This window comes from Acidobacteriota bacterium, from assembly GCA_040756905.1.
In the GTDB taxonomy this organism is placed as follows: Bacteria; Acidobacteriota; Aminicenantia; order JBFLYD01; family JBFLYD01; genus JBFLYD01.
The window spans coordinates 14,658-37,000 of sequence record JBFLYD010000058.1 but is presented as its reverse complement, the minus strand read 5'-3'; the positions used below and the strand labels follow the sequence as shown (position 1 = coordinate 37,000).

16 protein-coding genes and 1 CRISPR repeat array are annotated in these 22,343 nt (G+C 34.2%); all 16 genes read right to left on the bottom strand.

Going from position 1 to position 22,343, the window contains the following annotated elements:
- Positions 1-51 precede the first annotated feature (51 nt).
- Positions 52-3,186: a tubulin-like doman-containing protein gene (locus AB1410_10190; protein ID MEW6457066.1), complete on the bottom strand. Its 3,135-nt coding sequence runs from the start codon at positions 3,184-3,186 to the stop codon at positions 52-54.
- A 31-nt stretch (positions 3,187-3,217) separates the two neighbouring features.
- A complete protein-coding gene (locus AB1410_10185) occupies positions 3,218-5,287 on the bottom strand; it encodes a vWA domain-containing protein (protein MEW6457065.1) in 2,070 nt (689 codons plus the stop codon).
- A gap of 155 nt (positions 5,288-5,442) precedes the next feature.
- Positions 5,443-7,755, bottom strand: coding sequence for a group II intron reverse transcriptase/maturase (gene ltrA / locus AB1410_10180; GenBank protein MEW6457064.1), 2,313 nt, complete (start codon positions 7,753-7,755; stop codon positions 5,443-5,445).
- 120 nt (positions 7,756-7,875) lie between these two features.
- Positions 7,876-11,468: a CRISPR direct-repeat array (repeat unit 37 nt; unit sequence GTTTCAATTACCTCAGCGGTTCTTTAATCAATTCCAT).
- A 559-nt stretch (positions 11,469-12,027) separates the two neighbouring features.
- The gene (gene cas2 / locus AB1410_10175) at positions 12,028-12,270 is read right to left on the bottom strand and encodes a CRISPR-associated endonuclease Cas2 (GenBank protein ID MEW6457063.1); all 243 of its coding nucleotides are present in this window, start codon (positions 12,268-12,270) and stop codon (positions 12,028-12,030) included.
- 1 nt (position 12,271) lies between these two features.
- Complete coding sequence (gene cas6 / locus AB1410_10170) at positions 12,272-13,243, bottom strand: CRISPR system precrRNA processing endoribonuclease RAMP protein Cas6 (GenBank protein ID MEW6457062.1); 972 nt, start codon at positions 13,241-13,243, stop codon at positions 12,272-12,274.
- Positions 13,244-14,542, bottom strand: coding sequence for a TIGR02710 family CRISPR-associated CARF protein (locus AB1410_10165; GenBank protein ID MEW6457061.1), 1,299 nt, complete (start codon positions 14,540-14,542; stop codon positions 13,244-13,246). It lies immediately after the preceding gene.
- 47 nt (positions 14,543-14,589) lie between these two features.
- Complete coding sequence (locus AB1410_10160; GenBank protein ID MEW6457060.1) at positions 14,590-15,558, bottom strand: hypothetical protein; 969 nt, start codon at positions 15,556-15,558, stop codon at positions 14,590-14,592.
- A gap of 10 nt (positions 15,559-15,568) precedes the next feature.
- On the bottom strand, positions 15,569-16,372 hold the full coding sequence (gene udp, locus AB1410_10155; protein MEW6457059.1) for a uridine phosphorylase: 804 nt from the start codon (positions 16,370-16,372) through the stop codon (positions 15,569-15,571).
- 57 nt (positions 16,373-16,429) lie between these two features.
- Positions 16,430-16,645, bottom strand: coding sequence for a DUF2283 domain-containing protein (locus AB1410_10150; GenBank protein MEW6457058.1), 216 nt, complete (start codon positions 16,643-16,645; stop codon positions 16,430-16,432).
- 53 nt (positions 16,646-16,698) lie between these two features.
- The gene (locus AB1410_10145; protein MEW6457057.1) at positions 16,699-17,001 is read right to left on the bottom strand and encodes a hypothetical protein; all 303 of its coding nucleotides are present in this window, start codon (positions 16,999-17,001) and stop codon (positions 16,699-16,701) included.
- The gene (locus AB1410_10140) at positions 16,985-17,893 is read right to left on the bottom strand and encodes an RAMP superfamily CRISPR-associated protein (protein MEW6457056.1); all 909 of its coding nucleotides are present in this window, start codon (positions 17,891-17,893) and stop codon (positions 16,985-16,987) included. The genes AB1410_10145 and AB1410_10140 overlap by 17 nt, the downstream gene beginning before the upstream one ends.
- Positions 17,886-18,320, bottom strand: coding sequence for a hypothetical protein (locus AB1410_10135; GenBank protein MEW6457055.1), 435 nt, complete (start codon positions 18,318-18,320; stop codon positions 17,886-17,888). Before AB1410_10135 ends, AB1410_10140 begins: the two co-directional genes overlap by 8 nt.
- Positions 18,310-19,374 carry an RAMP superfamily CRISPR-associated protein gene (locus tag AB1410_10130; GenBank protein ID MEW6457054.1) on the bottom strand — a complete coding sequence of 355 codons (1,065 nt, stop codon included), beginning with the start codon at positions 19,372-19,374 and terminating at the stop codon, positions 18,310-18,312. Before AB1410_10130 ends, AB1410_10135 begins: the two co-directional genes overlap by 11 nt.
- A complete protein-coding gene (csx7, locus tag AB1410_10125) occupies positions 19,355-20,155 on the bottom strand; it encodes a CRISPR-associated RAMP protein Csx7 (GenBank protein ID MEW6457053.1) in 801 nt (266 codons plus the stop codon). The genes AB1410_10130 and csx7 overlap by 20 nt, the downstream gene beginning before the upstream one ends.
- Positions 20,139-20,531, bottom strand: coding sequence for a hypothetical protein (locus AB1410_10120; GenBank protein ID MEW6457052.1), 393 nt, complete (start codon positions 20,529-20,531; stop codon positions 20,139-20,141). The genes csx7 and AB1410_10120 overlap by 17 nt, the downstream gene beginning before the upstream one ends.
- A gap of 12 nt (positions 20,532-20,543) precedes the next feature.
- Positions 20,544-22,343 (bottom strand): RAMP superfamily CRISPR-associated protein, encoded by a 1,800-nt coding sequence (locus tag AB1410_10115; GenBank protein ID MEW6457051.1) that lies wholly within the window; start codon positions 22,341-22,343, stop codon positions 20,544-20,546.

Below are 22,343 nucleotides of genomic sequence, written 5' to 3'. Positions count from 1 at the left end.
AATGATTCTTTTATATCTTATAAATTTACACTGAATATTGACCCTTTTTTATCACTTTTCAAATACCTGGGCATGTTCCCACAATATTATTTTCATTACCCTCATGAGGTCATTTTCTGGAGACTCTTCTGGACTTATTTCCATACTCTTAAATTTTTCTTTTAGTTCTTTTGAATAAGCCACTGGATTTTTTGCCTTTGATTTATCTATTTCATCTGTTTTTTTCTCAATATCCTTTTTTACCTCTTGAATCAATGGATCTTCCGAAAAGAGAAGTTTTTCAAGAGTAGAAACCAAATCCTCTTCAAATTGAGCTTCTTCCACTTTTCCTTTAATCTCAATGGGGTAAACATAAATGTTTTTGCGATTTCTGTATTGCTTTGGAAGAATATCGAAAAACCATGCTAATGTAAAAGTTTTCAAAAACCTTTCTTCTTCAAGTAAATTTACTATTCGAGGATTTAAAGACCTCACCTTTTCTCCCAAAACCGACTCTAACTTGATCTCATATCCAGAAGCATTCTTCTCGGCAAGGAATATGTGAAGAGGTGTAACTCTTAATCTTCTTTTAATTAGTTGATTATAATGATTTCTATAAGGAATTTCAGTGGCCATAAGGTTAGGAAATCCCCTCATTTTGATAAAATGCTTCATTTCCCATCGAATTATCTGATGTAAGTCATGAAAAGAAGGTTTATTTTGAAATTTTTTTGCAAGCCTATCTGCAAAATCCTTGCCAGGTGGAGAAACATTCCATTCAGCAAAGACTTGAATATTATCAGAGGTAACCCTTGTAGCTCCTGCACCGAGTTCTCCTCTTTGTTGCTCTATTGAGGAAAAATCAGCCAAAGGAGTAGATTTTCGTTCAATCTCAGATGCAAAAGAATCAACCTCAATGTTTTTAAAAACTAAAATGTCCATTATGGATATATTTTTTAAATCTTGAAATTTGCCAAGCCTTAAGAAATTATCTACAAAGACATAGTTCCATTCTATGGGTTTTTCTTTTAGTTCTTTCCAGGGAGAAAATTGGGCAGGGAGAAGGCATGAAAGAGCGTTAAGAGGCTCTTCTGGAATGTCAAATTCCCACTTAAAGGTTCTAATTATCTCATCAAAATTTGGATGGGGAAGTTTCTTATAAAGCATTTTCTGAAAGAGGTCTAAAGGTTCTTGTTTCTGAAATATCAATTGATAAAGCTTATTTTCGTATTCATCATCTGGTTCTGTGACATATTCCCTAATTTTTATAGCTTTCTTATCTATGCGAACTTCTAAATGCTCTCTATACGCATTTTCAATGTATTTCTTTCCTTCTTTGAAAGTTTCTATCCAATTTTCAATCTGATTGTATAAATTTCTGCATAACTCAAGCTGCTCTCCAGCGATTTTAACCACATATTTCATCACTAATTCATTCTGGCGATATTCTGCAAGAATTTTCATTTCATTTCGATATTTTTTTTGACTGTTTCTAACTTTAAACTCAGATGCTTTTTGAGTAGAAAAACGGATTTTATCAGGGATATTCAAGCCATCATACTGAGTTTTTATGGAATCAAGAAAAATATTTAAAAAAGAAACAAGATCATCAAGAAATTTTTTAGCATGATCAATTGAACCTTTTCTATCCCCTTCTTCCAGAATATTTATAATATTTTTCTTTAAAATTTCAGAGAATTTCCTTAAATGGAGCTCAAAATAATAATTGAGCACTCCATAGTATGATCTTTGAGTACTTTTTGGAGTGCATTTATCGCTTTCTTCTCCTAAATTCTTATGAATTCTTTCTTGTATCATCTTCTCTATCTCTTCTATCGGTCTTCTAAAAATTATTTTAACTGGGATATCTTCTAATCTCAATTTGGGTAGAGAAATATCCTCTCCCTTAGATCCAAGCTCTATATATCTAAAAAGTATATCCTTTGTTGGCCTTATATCTCCTGGATGCTCCACAAGATATTTGACAAGATTTCTATTAAAGGGTGTATTGGCCGGGCTTCCGAGAAAATCCTGAGCTTCACTCTTTATTTCTGTAGAACCCTTAGAGCTCGGTAAAAGGAAAAAAGAAAGAACATCTGAAGCAAGTTTATGAGCAAAAGTCTGAATTACTTCTTGCACATCAAAAATATATCGATAAATTCCAAAAGTGCTGTATATAGGAGCCTGGATAGGATTATTTGCTGATTGAGCGATAAATTCACCAAGATGACGAACAACATTGGTGAGATAAGTCTGAGGACTCGAATCCTCTTTCAAATGTAGGAAAACATAATCAGCAATAGCAGGAATTATTCCCATATAATGTTTTATTTTACTTCCAGCCTCTCCTCCTATTTTGGTTCCATCTATAAAATAGCATAGAGAGAACAGACGAACCTTCCCTGCATTGACATTTTTAAGGCTATCACTGTAATCGATTTTTATATCGGGATTAAAAAGATGACGGTGCAATTCGCGAAATGCAGCAAAACAATTCTTTTCCATTGAATCCATGGATACTTCACTTCTTTCAGTAATAGCCACAGCTTCAAATCCTCTGGGAATAACCAAAAAAGCTGTAATTCTTGCTGGGGTTTGTTCTTCTCCTCTATCAATTATTGCGTTGTGAATAAGGTAAATAAAATCTAAAAAAGTTCCACAGCCTGTTCCTCCTGCAATGGAATTTACAATAAAAACTTGTATTTCCTGAGTAGGCTTTCCTTCATTGCCTATTGGAAGTAAACCTCCTATCCTAAAAATTGCATCTCTAACTTTGTTGTAGATATTTTCCATATTCAAGAACAGGGAATCTCGACTTGTCTGTCGTCTTTGTCCTGCCCCTGTAATATTATTTATTTCCTCTCTTGATAGATTGTAGCTCTTTGCATCATCTTCTTTTAGCCATTTGTAAATATATGGCCATTCCATGCCTTTTCCATCGGCAATATCAAAAATAGGCATAGCCCACATTCCACTGAAATTGCAAAATTCGGGCCCTCCTTCATAATTTAAGGAGAATACCTGTTTTCTTCCTCTTTCGAAAAGGAATCTCTCAATTCGAGGGGTTTCCTGACCAACAAGGTCAAAGGCAAGGAGAGAGATATTTTCAGGCATTATTCCATTGTTAGCTTCCAGGATATTCTTTTTTAAGTCAGTTATAAGCCATTTACCTGTACCACCTAATCCTATGACAATTGCTGGAAACATCTTTTACCTCCTCATTGAAATTTTAAAAAAGTTAACTTCTATATTCTAAAAGAAATTTTTCTTTTATGGTAACACTGTCTCGATCTTCTAACTCTTTTTCCTCATCGAATTTCTTTATCTTTAGAGTAGAGCTATATCGAATTTTTGGAATGGGTTTCTTTAGTCCTTCTTCTGTCTTTCTCCACACTGCTGCAATATATCCACATTTCATTCCAACTCTTTTTCCTATATCAAACTTTCTTTTTCCATACAAATAATAAATTAATGGCTCTTTATCATGCTCTTTTATTTCAATCTCGCCAGAAAGTTTAGGAAGACTAAATCTCCATAACCACCACTCGTTTTCCCTTAGAATGCGGCTCCAATCCCAAATAATTAATAAAAGAAAACTGAAAACAATTAAAAAATACCATCTATACATAAAGAAATCTATAAAGGTCATTCTTTTAATGAATATTACCTCCTCTGGATAAGCTTTGTATCGAACGCCAGTTTTTAGATTTCCACTAAGTTGGAAAATAAGTTTGAAAGTTCCTTTATTATGGAACTCTTTTTTAAAAAATATTCCTTCAAATTTATTTAAGTTTTTTACTTGTTTTAGAGGTATTGATTTTATTATTCTTTCTGAAAAATCTGAGATTTGTACAAAAATAAGACTATTTGGATCATCGATAAATACATCAGAAGGATTTACATCCGTCCCCTCTTTTTTCAGCTTTGCCTCAACTTTAATATCCTTAGAAAGAGCTATTTTTGAATATTCAAGTGGTTTCATATCATCCAAATATGGAATAGGTTCTACTGAAACTTCTATCTTTTTTTGAGAAATAACTAAATTACCTCCCTTCATCGTGGTTTCTATGGTATATCTCCCAATTTGAGAAGCAACAATGGATTTCTTTCCAATATAAATTCCAGGGCTCTTATTGAGAAACTCTATAAATTCCTCTTCTTCTTTTGGATTTATTATCTTTGCCCCAAGCCAAAGCCTGTATGCTGGATTTTCTTTAACAATACTTTTATCTCTCTTCAAAAAACTCGCTTTAATTTCAATTTCTTTCCCTTGAGGAAAGGGAGAATAAGGAGATATCAGTCTAACCTCAACTGGAATAATGGCTTTTCCAACCTCGACTTTCCCTTTTCCTTTCTCAATTTTGTATCTCCAATTTCCTGGAAAGGGATCATCTATGGAATAAATTTCTGAGTATTTTCCAGGAAAATATTTTGTATCAGGGTCGAATTTTTCAACTTTTTTACCATCATTGCGAATGATTACAAGATTAACATCTGGATTTTCCTTTAAAATCGAAAAAGTCACTTTTTCAAGATAGGGCTCAATTTCTATTTCTAATCCTTCCCCTGGAATCTCATCCCAATGGATATCAGGAGATTTAAGGAGCTGAAGAAGAATAGAGCTATAAAGTTTTTCTAATTCTTTTTCATCCATTTTGGATATTTTATATGTTTTATTTTTTGTGATTTCATTCCAATATATCTCATCTCTATCCCAAAAAGTATTTTTTACATCTATAGCTACCACATATATGGTACAATCCTTAAAATTTTCATTAACAAAATCCCTGATTTCAGAAAAATATTGTTCTTTAGTCCATCGTCTTTTGTCATCAGGCTCTCCATCTGTAAAAAAAACTAAAGCCTTCTGTCTTTCTTTTAAATCTCCTACTTTTTTGAAACCATCGTATGTCCTTTTTAAAGCAGAAATAAAGCTTGTATTACCCAAATCCATAGGTTTTATAAAATTTTTTATCTCATTTAATTTTTTTCCCTCTATATCATTTAATAAAAGCATCTCTTCTTGTAAATTTTCAGGAGCTCTATCTCCAAAATTTATTATTCCCACTCGATGATTAAAAAAATCTGACCTCTGAGAGGCTAAAAAATCTACAAAATATTTTGCAGAAGAGATTCTTATTCCATTAGGATCAGTAGATTTCATACTTCCTGATTGATCAATTGCCAAAAATACATCCAGTGGTTTTGGAAATTCTGTAATTATATCTTTTTCATTGGAATAAAGAATTGAAATAGATAAATAAAAAAATAGATATATGCTTAAAAAGGAAATCCCTTCTCTTCTCACTCTCTTCCTCCTATACATTTCTATTTTCTTTTTTTCAAGATTATTAAAAATTAAACCCCCTGTCAATCTCTACTTTTCCTTCTTATTTCCTTATTTTTTTAAGATTTTTTTCTAAATATTTAATTTTATATCTGACTTTTACATCCTAATAAAATTTACCATTTATCCACAAAAGGTTTATAAAAAACTTTGTTTTCTAAAAATTTAGCTATGGAATCAGCTTGGTATTTTATTATTTCTAAAAGGGTAAGTATCTTGCCCTGAAATTTTATTTTTGAATTTAATCTTTTTAAAATTTCTTCAACGAGTCTTTTTCTTGTTTCCTGAGTTAGTTCAGTCCCATCCATTTCTAACTTCTCCTTTCTTCTAATCATTTTGATAACCGCTTTGTCCACTACTGGTTGTCTAAATTCTTCAATTAAATCAAAAACAAGGGTTGGTTTTCCAATCTGTTCTTTATGTAAGAAACTAATATTAGGATTTAATCCAGCCAGTATAATTGCTTCGAATATTCTTGAATATAAAACTCCATACCCGTAGTTCAATAAGGAATTAACCAGATCAGTTGCTCCTTTTCTTTCTCGTCCTTCAAAATAAACCTCAGAACTAAGGAGATTTCTTATCAAATTCCAGTAATGGGAAGCTGATTGTCCCTCCAATGCAAAAAGTTTTAATCTAACTTTTTCAAAATCATTTTCTTTAGATAAAATTTTTAACTCTTCTAACAGGGAAGTCATTTTCTTAATGGATTCACTACATTGATTAAGAAAAGCAATCTCCTTTCTCTTTTTATATTTATTATAGTATTTTAATAAACTTATTTGATTTTTTATTTTTGCCTTCACAAAGGATATCGCCAGACGCAATCCTTTTTCATTTCTGGATGCTATAAGCTGCTGAGCACTGACTCTGAAAAGTGGAAATCTCGGTGAATAAATCTGAGCATATGGTTTTCCGTATGAATCCAGGAAATGTATAGGAATTTCATTTTCTGAGCAAAATTTTATCAAATTAGATGAAAGAGCCACTCCTTGAGAAAGAATTATTATATTTTTTAACCTAAAAAATGGCATCTCTAAGACTCTCTTCCCTTTTAGTTTAACAACAACTCTTCTACTTGTCTTTCCTAAAAAGGATCCAGGTTCTGAAATTAGAATTTCTGTTTCTTTCGAGAGAATCTTTTCATACTCTTTTTTCTTTTTCTCAACCACCCTTTCAACTGATAGAGGAGTTTTATCTTCTTCCTGCATAATAGAAACCGATTTTTCTGGAATTTTCTTGATTCCGCTCCGAGCAATTAAAAATTCCAAAAATTTCTTCTTTTCTTCTGCAGATTTTTCAATAAAAAATTCCATCTTATTCAAAGAACTTCTCAATTCATCTATCCTATCTTTAAATTCTTGTTTTCTTTTTAAGAAAACAGATAGATTGTAGAATAGAAAATTATCGAGGAATTGAAATTGGGTTTTAACATCACCAACCATATAATATCTTTTCCATCCTTCAATTGATTCATTTAGATCAACGACCAGCTCATCCATTGCAGAGATGGCATGATCTCTAAGAATTTGTTTTATTTTTTCTTGGATCTTTAAGATCTTGCTATCAGCAATGGCCTTTCTTTTATCTTTGAAGAGAAATCCTAAAAAGATAAATCCATCTTGAATGCTTCTTATCGGAATATTCTCAAAATTGAGTCGAAGGAAAAGCTGATTTTGGAGAAATATCTGAGCATCCTTGAATGCTTCTACTGCCTCCGCCCTGCTTTTGCCCAGAACAGTGAAATTATCTGCATATCTGATTAAAGAATATCCTCTCTTAGTCATTTCTTGATCAAAAGGATGAAGATATACGTTAGAAAGAAGAGGGGAGAGAACATTTCCCTGAGGAATCCCCTCTCCAACATCAGTCCATACACCTCTGTCAATAACTCCCATTTTAAGCCATAGCTCAACCAACCTCAGGATGCTCTTTTCCCATATTCTTCTTGAAAATAACGAAATCAGGAGATTGTGATCAATGGAATCAAAGAAATTGTCTATATCACAGCTAAAAGCCCAGGTTCTTCCCTCTTTTATGTATTCTTCGACTTTTTGAATAGCTTTTTGTGGACCTTTACCAGGTCTATAACCATAGCTACAATCAAGAAAAATGTGTTCAAATAGTGGTTCTATAACAATTTTAACCGCCTCCTGGACAATCTTATCCTTGATGCTGGGCAAAGCAATTATTCTTTTTTCTTCAGGCTTATCATGTTTTGGAATATAAATTCTTTTTACAGGCTCAGGAATATAAGTCTCTCTTTCTAATGAGATACCCAAAGATTGAAGATTCCTATCTAAATTTTTCTCAAAAGATTCAAGCGTTATTCTATCTATTCCTCCTTTTGAACCCTTTTCCTTAACCCTTCTCCATGCCTGCCATAAGGTTCTAATATCACAGATTTTTGGAAATAATTTTCCCTTCATTTTTAATCCCCCAATATAAAAATTTTTTTAGCTATTAGCCTTTAGCTTTTAGTGTTATTGAGCTATGGCTAATAGCTTTTTTTGTTTTTTAATTCCTTTCAGAGGCCTTATCTCAATTTAACACTAATTACCTCAGCGGTTCTTTAATCAATTCAACAGGGTTTAAGCAGGGAGCTTCGGGCAATTGCTATCATTGTTTCAATTACCTCAGCGGTTCTTTAATCAATTCAACTACAGATGAACTAGTCCAATATTGGGTCAAAATAAAGGTGTTTCAATTACCTCAGCGGTTCTTTAATCAATTCCACAGCAGGAAAACTCTGGGTCGAACGGTCGAGAGGAATATCGTTTCAATTACCTCAGCGGTTCTTTAATCAATTCCATGGGAATACCGGCAAACGGCCGGATGGTCCGATACTCAGTTTCAATTACCTCAGCGGTTCTTTAATCAATTCCATTAGTATACACAACAGAATCAAACAATCCTTTATTGGTGTTTCAATTACCTCAGCGGTTCTTTAATCAATTCCATATAACCTTAGACTGTCCAGTAAAATATTTAAAATTACTTTCGTTTCAATTACCTCAGCGGTTCTTTAATCAATTCCATTATTCCACCCTGCCTCGGCACTTTTAAATTTTATTTAAGAGTTTCAATTACCTCAGCGGTTCTTTAATCAATTCCATCTGATTGAAGAAATACGAGCCAGAATTGCCAGACTGGCTCGTTTCAATTACCTCAGCGGTTCTTTAATCAATTCCATGCCGCCCGGATGGTCTATTGGGCTCAAGCTCATGTAGACATGTTTCAATTACCTCAGCGGTTCTTTAATCAATTCCATGGCAGCTGAAGCCATTCAGAGGGCTCGTTCCTCGAGGTTTCAATTACCTCAGCGGTTCTTTAATCAATTCCATCAAATTTGGCAAAAAGGCATCAGGTATAAGCCCTTGGTGTTTCAATTACCTCAGCGGTTCTTTAATCAATTCCATTGTCCTTCCATACATCGAACCACCATCAATTGCTCTCAAGCGTGTTTCAATTACCTCAGCGGTTCTTTAATCAATTCCATCTTGCTCAAATCCCTGGACCTTACGCATGCTATATAGTGTTTCAATTACCTCAGCGGTTCTTTAATCAATTCCATTATCGATATTGTTAACTCGATAGTGACCCAAGAAAAAAGTTTCAATTACCTCAGCGGTTCTTTAATCAATTCCATACTTACTCCAAACCCACCAACCAATAAAACCAACCGCGTTTCAATTACCTCAGCGGTTCTTTAATCAATTCCATTGAACCCATTAAACATGGGGAACACGTATACGTCACGTTTCAATTACCTCAGCGGTTCTTTAATCAATTCCATGCAATGAAGACCAGGGAATCCCCGTCACCTACGGTAAGATGGCGTTTCAATTACCTCAGCGGTTCTTTAATCAATTCCATTATTAGAGGGGTTTCCGCATATGCTACATATTACGTGGCGTTTCAATTACCTCAGCGGTTCTTTAATCAATTCCATTGCTACATATTACGTGGCATATGTGCAAGGGGAAAATGGGGTTTCAATTACCTCAGCGGTTCTTTAATCAATTCCATGTTCTCATATTACACACAAGGGTATAATATAAAAGGAGGTGTTTCAATTACCTCAGCGGTTCTTTAATCAATTCCATCTTTTGGAGACTCTCCTGAACATTCAGGAGAGAAAAGAGTGTTTCAATTACCTCAGCGGTTCTTTAATCAATTCCATGAATGAAAATGGCGAGCCTGTATATGTAAGAACATTTCAAAGGTTTCAATTACCTCAGCGGTTCTTTAATCAATTCCATCCACCAAAAGGTAAAGGAGGAGGAAAAATGAAAAAATTTTTTGTTTCAATTACCTCAGCGGTTCTTTAATCAATTCCATGATGCTTTGATGGATGTATCCTTAGTGATTATCGATGAACAGTTTCAATTACCTCAGCGGTTCTTTAATCAATTCCATTGAGGAAGAAATAGAGCCTCTAGGGAAAAGAGAAGGGCTGTTTCAATTACCTCAGCGGTTCTTTAATCAATTCCATATTTTAAATAAAGGAAGCGGTTAATTTCTGCATTTTTTGTTTCAATTACCTCAGCGGTTCTTTAATCAATTCCATGAATACTTCGAGGGAGTCACTATAGCTTTCGGACACCTTGTTTCAATTACCTCAGCGGTTCTTTAATCAATTCCATCAAGAGTATGGACTGAAGAACATCTGGGAGTTAAAAGGTTTCAATTACCTCAGCGGTTCTTTAATCAATTCCATTCCGATGTTATTAAGGAGATAGAGGGGCTCCAAGTGTTTCAATTACCTCAGCGGTTCTTTAATCAATTCCATTTAATAAGAAGCTGATTCCAAAAAAAAGGAGGTGACGTTTCAATTACCTCAGCGGTTCTTTAATCAATTCCATTGGGAGCAGCCGCCCTAGATAAGTCAGGTGAAATAAGTTTCAATTACCTCAGCGGTTCTTTAATCAATTCCATTTCGATAAAAAGAAGGCGCCGATTTCTGGCAACATATCAAGTTTCAATTACCTCAGCGGTTCTTTAATCAATTCCATTGGGGTCGGAGGTTCGAATCCTCTCGCCCCGACATTTGTGGTTTCAATTACCTCAGCGGTTCTTTAATCAATTCCATTGAATAATTGGAGCGCGGGTTCGAATCCCGCCCTCTCCGGTTTCAATTACCTCAGCGGTTCTTTAATCAATTCCATAGGAGAAATGAAAAGACTAAAAAACAAATGGGGAAAAGGGTTTCAATTACCTCAGCGGTTCTTTAATCAATTCCATTTTAAAAACGCAATTATAGAGAAGTGTAGAGAAATAGTTTCAATTACCTCAGCGGTTCTTTAATCAATTCCATTTTACATAAACCCATTTTTCTTCATAAGCTTTCACTAGTTTCAATTACCTCAGCGGTTCTTTAATCAATTCCATTCTCAGGGAATAATCAGACAATATTGGACAGGTGGATTTCGTTTCAATTACCTCAGCGGTTCTTTAATCAATTCCATATTGTGGAGAAACCCAAAAAGTGGGAGCGAGCCATCGCAGTTTCAATTACCTCAGCGGTTCTTTAATCAATTCCATCTTTGCGGTTCGCAAAAGCCCATGCTGGGATTTCAGGGTTTCAATTACCTCAGCGGTTCTTTAATCAATTCCATTTCAAAAAAAAGGAGGAAACAATGAAAACGGTCGTGGTGTTTCAATTACCTCAGCGGTTCTTTAATCAATTCCATAGATATTATCCATCGAAAAGAGAAAGAGAATCTTCTGTTTCAATTACCTCAGCGGTTCTTTAATCAATTCCATATGAGATCAGGAAACAGTTCGCCTCCAAAAACAAATAGTTTCAATTACCTCAGCGGTTCTTTAATCAATTCCATAAAAAAATTTTTGGGTAAATTAAAATACTTCGACCTGTTTCAATTACCTCAGCGGTTCTTTAATCAATTCCATTAAAGACCATGAAAGTAATGCTTCCAAATTAATAAGAAAGTTTCAATTACCTCAGCGGTTCTTTAATCAATTCCATGACTACGTCCCCTACGAGGGCGAGCAGCTGGAGTTCGTGGTTGTTTCAATTACCTCAGCGGTTCTTTAATCAATTCCATAAAAAATGGAAGTCAGAGAAGAAATGAGAGTAAAAGCGTTTCAATTACCTCAGCGGTTCTTTAATCAATTCCATAGCTCAATTTTCCTATATTCAGAAGCTAAAATCAAGAGAATTTTTTTGCTGTCCATTTTTATCTTCATAATATCTATTCTCCCAAGGTTCAAAATTTTCGAAAATGACCTCCCTTTGAGCTCTGAAATTTTAGTATTTGAACATTTAAAAATTTTAACACATTGATTTTAAATAATTTACTTACATCATTTTTTCGAAAATCATTTTGGCCTCTTGAGGTTTCTTGCCATTTTCGAAAATTTATCTCTATATTTAAATTTACCCTTTTTTAAATCCTTTATTTTTAATGCTTTCGAGGAGATCAATTTTAGCATCTATTTCATTTTTCGAAAATTGATTTCTTTATCCATTCGAAAACCTGATTTTCGAATTTTTTCTAAAGCTTTCATAAAGATATTTTTGAACCAAAATTCAATTATCTTCTGAATAATCAGTTACTTAAAGAAGATAACTAACTTTTTTCATTTTTTCGAAAATCGATGGTCTTCTCGTTTCACCTGAAAAGGTCTCTTATTTTCATAGAACTATTTTCCCTCTAACCCGAGAGGGAATTTATTTATTAGCCTTTACCATCCACTTCAATTCTTTCAATACAACTCCCACACAAGAAGTAGTAGCGGATACTGTCTTCTTTTCCATCTATTACTCTACGTAGTTCAGCCTGTAGATTTTCTATCTGTTTCTTATTGAGATCGCATTCAAAGACACTATATTGAACATGATTTCCATAATTTTTGAGTTCATTTAACACCCTGTTTCTCCTCTTATCATCTACTATATCATAGCTTACAACTACAAACATTTCAATAATCCCAATCGATTTTATATCTTCCAAGGCCAAAGCTTGTTCCATTACCTATATGAAGAGCTTCACCCAGTTCAATCAGGGGAAGCCATTCTTTTATCTCTCCATTGAATGAAATATTTCCTGTAAAGCCTCCTAATATTATTTTCTCTTTTAATCGGGAAGAGAAATGCGTCCAATCATTCCATCTTAAGTTAGAATGATTAATTTTAATTGAACGACTTTTCTCTACAAGAGATTTTAAGTCAAGCTCTATTTTAGAATCGCAGTGAAAATTTGAAAGAAGAGAAAGCCTGATAAGAAGGCTTTTTATGATGTTAGAGAATTGAGGTTCTACAATAAGGTCTTTTTTCTCTTTTATCCTCGTAGGAGTTAAAAAATTAAGGTTTAAATTATTCCCTTTTATTGTTTTTTCATCATTAGTGGAGCAAAGGTCTTCTTGAGGGATCTCTTTAAATAACTCTGTGGAACCATCAAAAATAGTAAATTCTTTGTTATTTTTTAAAAGACTAACAGAGTCCAATCTATATTTAGCATGGCTTGAACCTAATCCTTTTCTACCGATTTCTCTAAAGGCAAAGACCACATAAGGAAGATAATTTATTGCCTTTCCTATGAGGATTAAATCAAATTGAAATATCTCACCAGCCTTATATTGTGTTTTTTCATCAAGATGAGGTTCAAGAACAAATGGATGGGGAACAGAGGTTTTCAATGAAAGAAAATATACCTCTTTTTTTAAATTTGGGGTCTCAAAGAGATAGCTATAGACACAGGATTCTTTCATTATACAGTCCTCGCAAAGCTTAATTTGCCTTTGGACACAGAAAATCTTTCTTAACATATATCCAAATGCACCTCTTAATAAAGCGCCTTTGTAAGAAGGGATCGAAATATCATCCTGAAATAATAGATTGAATCTGTATTTTTCAAATTTTAGAGACTGAAATTTTTCTTTTAGGTTCAGCATTTAAATTATCGCCTTTATCTCTGGAAATAAAGCCTTTTCAAGAAGATGGAATTTCTCTAATTCAGGAATAAAAGAATTTGCCAATTTTAGAGTCTCCTCTTTTAAATTTTCGTAAGTCTCTTTCCCTACAGAAGCAATTCCATGAGCTAAAATAGAGTTATTTCGAGAGTGAAGAAGGTTCTTTAAATACTCATTTTTTAGATATTGATCTGCCCTTTCATCTCCTAAAGCTTTTAGTAGCTGGAAACCTCTTTCAATGCCGACTGCAATAGCTTTTTTAGAAAAGGAGAATTCAGGGAAAGAGGGATGAAGCTCCTGAGGAATTTCTTCAGGTTTTAAATTGGATGTATCTTTTCCTTTTTTGGCTAAAGCAATTTGTGCTATCATTTCCACAACCCTGTAAAGCCTTGCCACAGCATCATCATATTTTCCTTCTTCAGCCCGACGTTCTGCATTGATAATCAAATCAGAAAGAAGCTCTGGGGAGAATTTTAATATAAGAAGTTCTGTCTTTTCTTCTTCAGTTAAATCCTTTCCTTTTGATTTAACCTTTTCATTAAAATCCTTAAGTTTCATCGAAATTCTATTCAGAAGTTCTTTATTTTTAGAAATGTCTATTTGAATTTCCTGTATCTGTTCTTTGGATAAAGTTTTTATTATCTCATTCGCCTTAATGTGGTCAAATCTATCCCAGTACCAGTAGGTCTCAAAAAGGGATTCCCAGAATAAAAACTCTTTCTGTATATCAGGAAGATTGGAGGATTTTAAAATCTCATCACACAATGCAAGGCCAGCCTCAAATAACCTTTTATTAAAAAAGAGCTTAAGCTGACGCCTCTTATTATCGATACTCAGTTTTGTTGGATAAATTATCAAAACTCTCTCTGTTCCTGTAATTACTCTACCTGTAATTGGGTCTCTCTCTCCTGTCACATAGACTAATCTTTCCACCCCCAGAGAAGATGCAGCGATACTGAGCCCTGCTGTCATAGCTTTTGTTCCGCTTGTAAAATCAGCATCGATATTTTCTATGGGAATACCTTGGTTGACCAATTCAAGAATGATCTTTTTTGCCTCTTCAGCACATTTCTCCACATCATCTTCATTTCTTACAAAATGAAGAGGCTGAAAGCGAGATGAGATTTCAGGAACAAAAGGTTTCAATCTTTCAAGGAGGCTTTGACTTCGAGAACTGGCAAGGAAGATAATGCAATCGGGGTTAAGGCTCTTTATAGATTTAGCCAATCCATGTTCCACCCCTTCTCCGGTTCCTAAGGTCATAATCAGATATTTGGCCATTGGATTATTTTAATTATCTTTCTATACAATAAAATTATAAGCCATCTCTAATTACCTCTGAGAATTGCTAATCTTTCTATTACTGGAATAAGGCTTTCGGTTAATGATAATTTCAGGTTGTTTATTACCTCTGAATATAACATTTCAATTCTAAAGATTAAAAGAGCTTCTTCGCTGGAAAGCTTATGTAGGTGATTTTTTTGTTTAAATTTAAGATCCATATATTCAGCATCCATATAAATTGGTAAACTCCAGTAACTTGCAGAGCGCAGGTGATTAGGGAGATTATGAGAAGACAAAATAATTGGTCGAGAGGATCTTTCAAATGTTTGATCTAAATTTATATTCCCTTTTTTATCAAAAAGATAAATTCTAACTTTAGATTTATCGATTCCTTCAGGGTTAAGTTTCTCAAAAAGGAGATATTCATTTTCCTCGCCCCTTATATTTAATAACTCGTTCTGCCTTACCCAAAGTTCTCCCTCCTTTGTAATAATGGCATTGGGCCTGGTAGCAATTCTTCTGGCATCAAGAGGTATGATATGGGGTAAGAAAATTCTGGCTAACCTGTAACTATGTTTCAACTCAGTAATTTCTTGACCCTTGCCATAGATAGTTTTTAGTTCATGATGAATTTCTGAATCTGGTTTCCGGATTATTTTTAAATATTCATCTGTGATTTGAGAAATTACTTCCTTCTGATCTCTATTTTCAAAAAGCTCTGGATTTCTAAGTATTTCAATAAATTCATTTCCTACATTACGATAAGTTCTTCCCACGATTCTACAATCAGTTATTTCATCCCAGATGAGAAACTTGGCTACAGGGCTTCTTGTAAATCTCCAGTCCTTAGGAGTTTGGGATTCCAATTTTTCTTTGATTCTTTTGATATGGTTTTCAGCATCAGGCTCTGTTAGTGGAGTTCTTATCTCTGCCTCACCCCCTGATTTCCAGCATCGCTCTATCATTCTTTCTATTAAATGACCCTTATTCTTTTCAATTGTTATGAAAGCCATTGTTTTGTTCTTATTTTTCTTTCATAACAAGAAATTCCATTGCTCTTATAGCTACCTTGATAGCATTACTTTCGCCCAAATCTAAACCCTTTTTTGTAATTTTTTCTTCCTTTGTGCGATTCACTATCACACCTGTTACACATCCCCCTCTCAGTCCTAAAGCACTGCAAATGGTGAGAACAGTTGAAGATTCCATCTCATAATTTAAAGCGCGTAGTTTTCTCCATTCTTCGGTCATGCCCTGAAATTTTCTTAATACGTATTTAGAAGAAGAATCATAGCGTTCCTGGCCAGGGTAGAAGGTATCCGATGATACAGTTATCCCGACATGAAATTGATTTTTTAAGTTATTCATGAGATTTTTAGCAGCTTCAATCAAAGCGAATAACACCTTATGATGGGCAACTGCAGGGTATTCTATCGGAGCATAATGAGTTGAGGCTCCATCAAGCCGCACAGAACCTGAGGTAATTATGACATCCCCAATATTTATACGAGGTTGTATGGCTCCAGTTGTTCCCACTCGAATGAATGTATTAACACCTAGTTGAGCCAACTCATCAATAGCAATTGAGGCGGCCGGCCCTCCAATTCCAGTTGAAGTAACAAGAACCTTTATATCCTTAATTTCAGTTAGATATGTGCAATATTCTCTTTTCCAGGCTAATTTCTCTGCTTTTGTATTGTAAGCTTTGGCAATCTCCTCAGCAATCGCTTCTGACCGGAAAGGATCCCCTGGTAGAAGCACATACTTTGCACCCTGGATTTTCTCTTCATCTAAGTCTAAATGATAAACATAACGATGAGGAGGCATTACAACCTCTTTATTTAATAATTGGTCTAAACATTCCTTCTTATATTCCTTGTTTTTCTACTCAGGCTGAATATTTTCCAATTCTACTCGTGGCTTATCCTTTTGTATTTCTAAGTGTTCAGAAGCATCAAGGATCTCTATGCCTACAATTTCTTCATTTGGGCCGAAATCAATGGCTACATCTTCGGTCAACCTTATTGTTGTTACCTGCATCGGACCTTTCTTGAAAGAAATATAAGCTGCATCCACCTGTGGATCATACTTTATTTTCATGCTTTACCTCATCTATAAAAACATAGAATGCCACATACTGATATGTGTTTTTATTATCTTTCCTTTTCTGGATAATAATATCTTCTTAATCTATGTGCCCAACCAAGAATATCGCGTAATTCATCTAAAGTGTAATCATTGGTTAAAGCATTAATCTTTTGTGCTGCTACAGACCAATTCTTTTGATTTGCATCGCTTGCGTGAGAAGCATTGAGAAAATTTCTAAAACTTGAAATATTTTTAACTCTTCGAAGGTAATTAAATGCCCACTTTATTTGTTTTGATGGATCTTTACCTAAATTTCCTACCAATTTATTTGCTTGATTCAGAAGAGTCTCTTTAGATTTTGATTTCATCAGGTGCTCCCTTTTGAAATTTTCTTATTATTGCTTCTACCTTAGTTTTAATATTCCACTCTCCACATTTGTTCCAATATTCTGTTATAAAAGATTGGAAATCAGTCTGAGGAAGCTTATTTCCAAGCCATCGCTTAGAATAACTTTCACCCTTAATGCATAAGCTTTTTCTTGCATCTAATTCTATTCTCACCTTTCCATGCTTTCGATTTTTAGCTCCTCCTAATTTTAAAGAAAACATGTGGTTTTTATCGCATCCCATCGATAGAAGAAACAAACCTAATTCCCAATTTTCAAAGTTTGTAAATTCTATAGAGGAGTCAAATTGAGCATCTTTCTTTATTGTTTCAATCCTCTCTTTTCTCCCCTGCGAAAGATTAGGGTGATCGAAGAAGTAAAATTTTCGTCCTTCACAAGCTTTCCATTCTCGAGGACCCCATCTTTGAAATATTTCCACCGCTTCTTTTGATTTTGCATTAGAAGATATAGTGTCATTGAAAAATATTCTTCCTTGATAATTTTTTGCTCCAAAGATGCGACAGGTAGGGCAAAAATCATCGCCATCACAATTCGCATCAAGACAGGAAGGAGAAAGAGCTTCGGAATAAATTCTTATGGTCCCTTTCAGGGAGGAGCCTGGAATTACTATTTTATCGCCTACCCTTGCGAATTTGATAACTTGCTTATTATTTTTAACTTCGGCTTCACCTGCGCCGATAAATAAATCACTTTCTGCTATAATGCGGATAAACAGTTGGCCTGAAAAATTGTTCTTATGGATAAAGCTATGTTCCACAAAAGGCAATTTTTCAATTGGGATGATCTCCACACAATAATAGTCAAATGTTTTAGACTGGGGATCTTGTTTATCATAACAATACTTTTTATTCATCTTTAACTCCTTTATCAATCATAGATTTAAATTTTCTGTATATGATTTTATTTTTTTTATCTTTGAATTCCTGGACAAGAATTTTTTTATAAGAAGAAAGAGATTTTAACCCATTATGACGTTTTATATCGGTTTCAAGCCAGATCTCTTTTTCGGTTACTTCATATTCACCATCCTCACAAATCACAGCATAGATTCCTTCTTCCCCAATCCAGGCTATTTCCTTCTTATCATTGAAAAGACGGACATTAAATAGGTTACCATATTTCTCTTTTAATGAATTAATCTGATTCTTTATGTGAGTCTTATCTCCATTTTTAATTTTCAGCCCATTTTCGTAATCTTCAATAATAAAAGTAAATCTTTCATCTATTTCTCTATTTATAATCTCATCAAGGGAAGAAAAAACTTCTATTTTACCTTTCATCTTCTTTACCTTTTTCCTCCACTAACTTAGAAAAAATCTTTAGAGCTTCTTCTTTAAATTTCGTGATTACTTTTTCTTCCTTAAGGATAAACTGGCTTGAAAATGTCAGGGGTTCGGACTTAATTCCATCTAATAGAATTTCATCCTCTTCCAAAAGGTCGTATTTCTTTATGAGGTCTTTGATATAACCTATCCCACGAATTTTTGAATCATTCTTTAGCATTCCGAATTGCTCTATTTTGAGTTCTTCTACTTTTAAATTTACTTTCCCAAGACCTCTTGTCTTGCCATAACCAATTTTCTGGAAGCCCTCGTCAATCTCTGAGAATGCTAGAAAAAGCAGAGACAATTGCCAGAGTTGGTAATTTTTTATCAATACCTCTCCATAAAAATTCCCCCCTGTAATTATTTCCAACTCAAAAGGACCATGCTTCACAGAACCTTTCCTTCGGTCTATAGAGACGCCTGGTCTTATCTGGATATATTTATTCTCAATTTCTGTTGCAATTTTTTTCTTTTCTTGTTCAGAAATTCCAAATCCCCAAGGAAAAATGTCGGTAAAGAAAACTCGAGATGCAATGTTAGTAGAGCCGAAAGTTCTACAGGCATAACAATGACCAGAATAGAAAAGTTTTTCAGGAGGTTCCGGAATATTTACAATGCTTGAGAGATATTTTTTCAGCGGCCTTAAGGTTATTGATTCTAAATAGTTCTGTCTTTCTCTTTTTTCTTTGATAACATTGATATATTGGCGGTAGAATGCACTACAGCTTTTGTCTTCCTCCTCAATTTTCTCCTCTACTATATTGCATACATCCAGATTCGAAGTTCTAAGGATTCTTTCAGCGCAACTTCTTATAACTCCTTTAATACTGGAACCAGGAATATAAACTACCCCTTGAGGAACAAAGGATGTTTTTAGACGAATGAATTCCATATCGGGTTTCGTAGGGTCGAGGGTTTCACCGCTTTTTATTAAAAAGGGTGTCACTGGCGTTATCTTTAAAAGTAAATTTACTTGATTATAAATTGCTTTAAGACCCAGATTTTGCATTGTCACCTCCAGCTTTTTTCTTTAACTCTTCAAGACATTTTTTCTTGAACTCTTCCACATTTATTTCCTCAATCTTTCTATCAATAAGGGTCTGAGGAGTTGCTTCCGTGCATTTTTCAATATTAATTTTTACCTTTCCTAAGCCTCTTGATGCATTGCCTCCTAAAAACCCGTAACCATTATTAAAACTATCGATGGCAAAAAATAGGAGACCTAACTCCCAATTCTCGGGATTTTCTATAAAAACTTCTAACTTAAATTTTACACCTGCAGGTATTGTTTCAAAATCATATTTTCCTCCTTCTTTTGCTACTCCTGACTCTCTGTCTATTACTACACCATCTCTGATTTGTAACATTAGCTCATGCCAGGTGTCTTTTTTAACTGGAAGGTCAAGGAAACGAATCCTTGAGGCGACCAAAGGATGCCCAAAAATTCCGCAGACAGTACAGAGTTTTTCTAACTTTTTCTCGGGGGACATGTTTTTAACTGATTCATCCTTTGGATCAATACAATTAGTGTGGTCTTCATCTATAAGATTACAGGTTTTAATATTAGGAGAATTAAAGCCACGGATAAAGGATTCAATAAATGAGCGAACAACACCCTTAAATGAAGAACCTGGAATGAAAGGATAACCTGGGAAATCTTTAATAACTGGCATATCACTTAAAGCACCTGCGTCAATTGCTCTTCCTTTTCCAATATGAAGGGCTGATAAAACCTCAATGCATCCTTCAAGTTTTACAATTCTTTCTAATTTACTAAGGTCTTTTCTCACCTTCTCCTCCTATTTTTTCAAGGTATTTCGCATACCTTATCAGGTAGCCGATAAAAAGCCTTATTGAATAAAGAGCTGTATCTGGGTTACTTGAAAAATATGTTTTTTCTTCTTCAATCTTTTTAATGAGAGCATCACCAAATTTCTTTCCTTCTTTTTCACTGAACCATTCTTTAATTCTTCCCATCTGGTATTTAATGTAATTTTTTATCTCTTCAATAGATGAGGTCGAAAAGGCAACGGTTCGAAGGTTCTGAAGTTGAGCTGTTTCAGGTATTTTTTCTCTTCCATAGTCATTGCAAAGTTTTTCTGCTTCTTTCACCAAGTGATCTTTTCTTTTCTCTATGCTTTCCAATCTTTCTAAAATACCTTCCATATTCACCTCCATTTATTTTTGTCCAAATAATAAATGAAACTTATCACCAAAAAAAACCTTGCCAAAGCCTTCGTATATTCTTAAGCCTAAGCCTTCTTTTTCTATATCTTTGAGCTTGCCAATAAGCCCGTCCCTTTTCATTTCTGTAGATAAGAGTAAAACACTACCCTTAGAAATCGTTGTTCTTAATTCTTTCCTGATATTCAGGGCAAAATTATATCCACCAGCAATTCCACTTCTGAGAAAACCAGCTTCTATGTTAAGATTTTGGTCGATCTTATCTTTTAACAGCTCATGCAGGCTTTTATTAAAGGGAAGAATAATATCTGAAAATAGGGTAATGGAAAAATAGGTTTTCTTATCAAATCCAAATAGATCTTCGCCGGCAATGTTTAAATTCCCCCTAATATCTTCAATCCTATTTTTAAGTTTTTGATTGAATTCTTCTAATTTTTCCTTAATTCCTTCCTCTGGATAAGAGCTTACCTCTATTTTCATTTTGCCAAAGCCACGGCTTCTTCCTCCACCCACAAATATTTCTGTAATATCAGATATTTTCTGAATTACCTCTGTATCTTTTCCATCCATTAGACCTACAAAGGAATATTCGGTAAATCCTCTTTGGGCTTTTATCTTTTTATCCCAGACCTCGTAGGAATAAAGGTTTCCTTCCTCAGCTGCCATAAGCTTTCGGTCTAACTTGAGTTTGGTTTCAAAATGGCTCTGCACTGGTATTTTTTGAGGAGATTCGCTAATCCATACATAGAAACCCTCGATTGCATCAAGTGGATTATTGCAGTAATTACACCTTTCAAAATCAGAAAGAAACACATTGACCCCATTTTCCTTAAGTTTTTTAAAGATAAAACTTTCTATCAACATATCCCTTATGCCATGAGAAGCTTCGGTTTTCCAACTGCTGGAGGGGGCCCGAATCCCTAACCCTGGAAATGCTTTACAGCACCGAGCAGAAAGAGGAATTGGTTTTGAAATAACTTTTCCTATGGAGGGATAAAAATGGGTAAGATGAATAGGGTTTTTAAGAAATGTATCGGAAAATATATCATCCTTGCCATATTCCTCAATCCATTTTTTCGCTAATGCGCCACGCAATGTAGAGCCTGGAATATAGTTAATAGATTCATAGAGAAATTCCCTTGGTTTCAAAAAACTTACTCGAAATTCCTCTTCTGGAATCAATCGGATTATATAGGTACTTAATTTTGTTATTTGTCTGTTTTTGTCTTTAGGAGGTGATAAAACTTCTTCAAAATCGAATTCAAAATAACCACAGCCACGGGATTTATCACCACCAATAAAAATTCCTATTTTTTTAAGAATATTTAGGTATCTTAAAAACTTATCTTTAATAGAGCTATCAAAATGTTCCTCATTTTTAACTTGAGCTTCAAATAAGAGATTCCCTAAAAAAGGTGCGGTTGTTTCGAAATTAAATAGATATTCTTCTTTTGATGTTCTCAGCTTTCTCGAGATTGCTACTCCTATACGAGAGGTATAACCTATGGAACACATTAATTTGCTTTTTTTAAAGAATTCTACTGACTCTCCAGAAAGATCACCATTTTCGAAACGAAGTATAGATTCTCTATTTTCATTACCAAAGATTAAATCTGTATCTGAGTCATTTGGAAAAATACGCTCATACTCTATCCTTAAAGCACCCTTTATTGCAGTGGCAGGAATTATCGGAATTCCTTCTTCATTTCTGGCAGTGGCCTTATCAAAAAATAAAGAAGAGGTATACCCACTAATAGAAAGAGCGGTTTTTAATTTAAATTTTAATTTTAACAT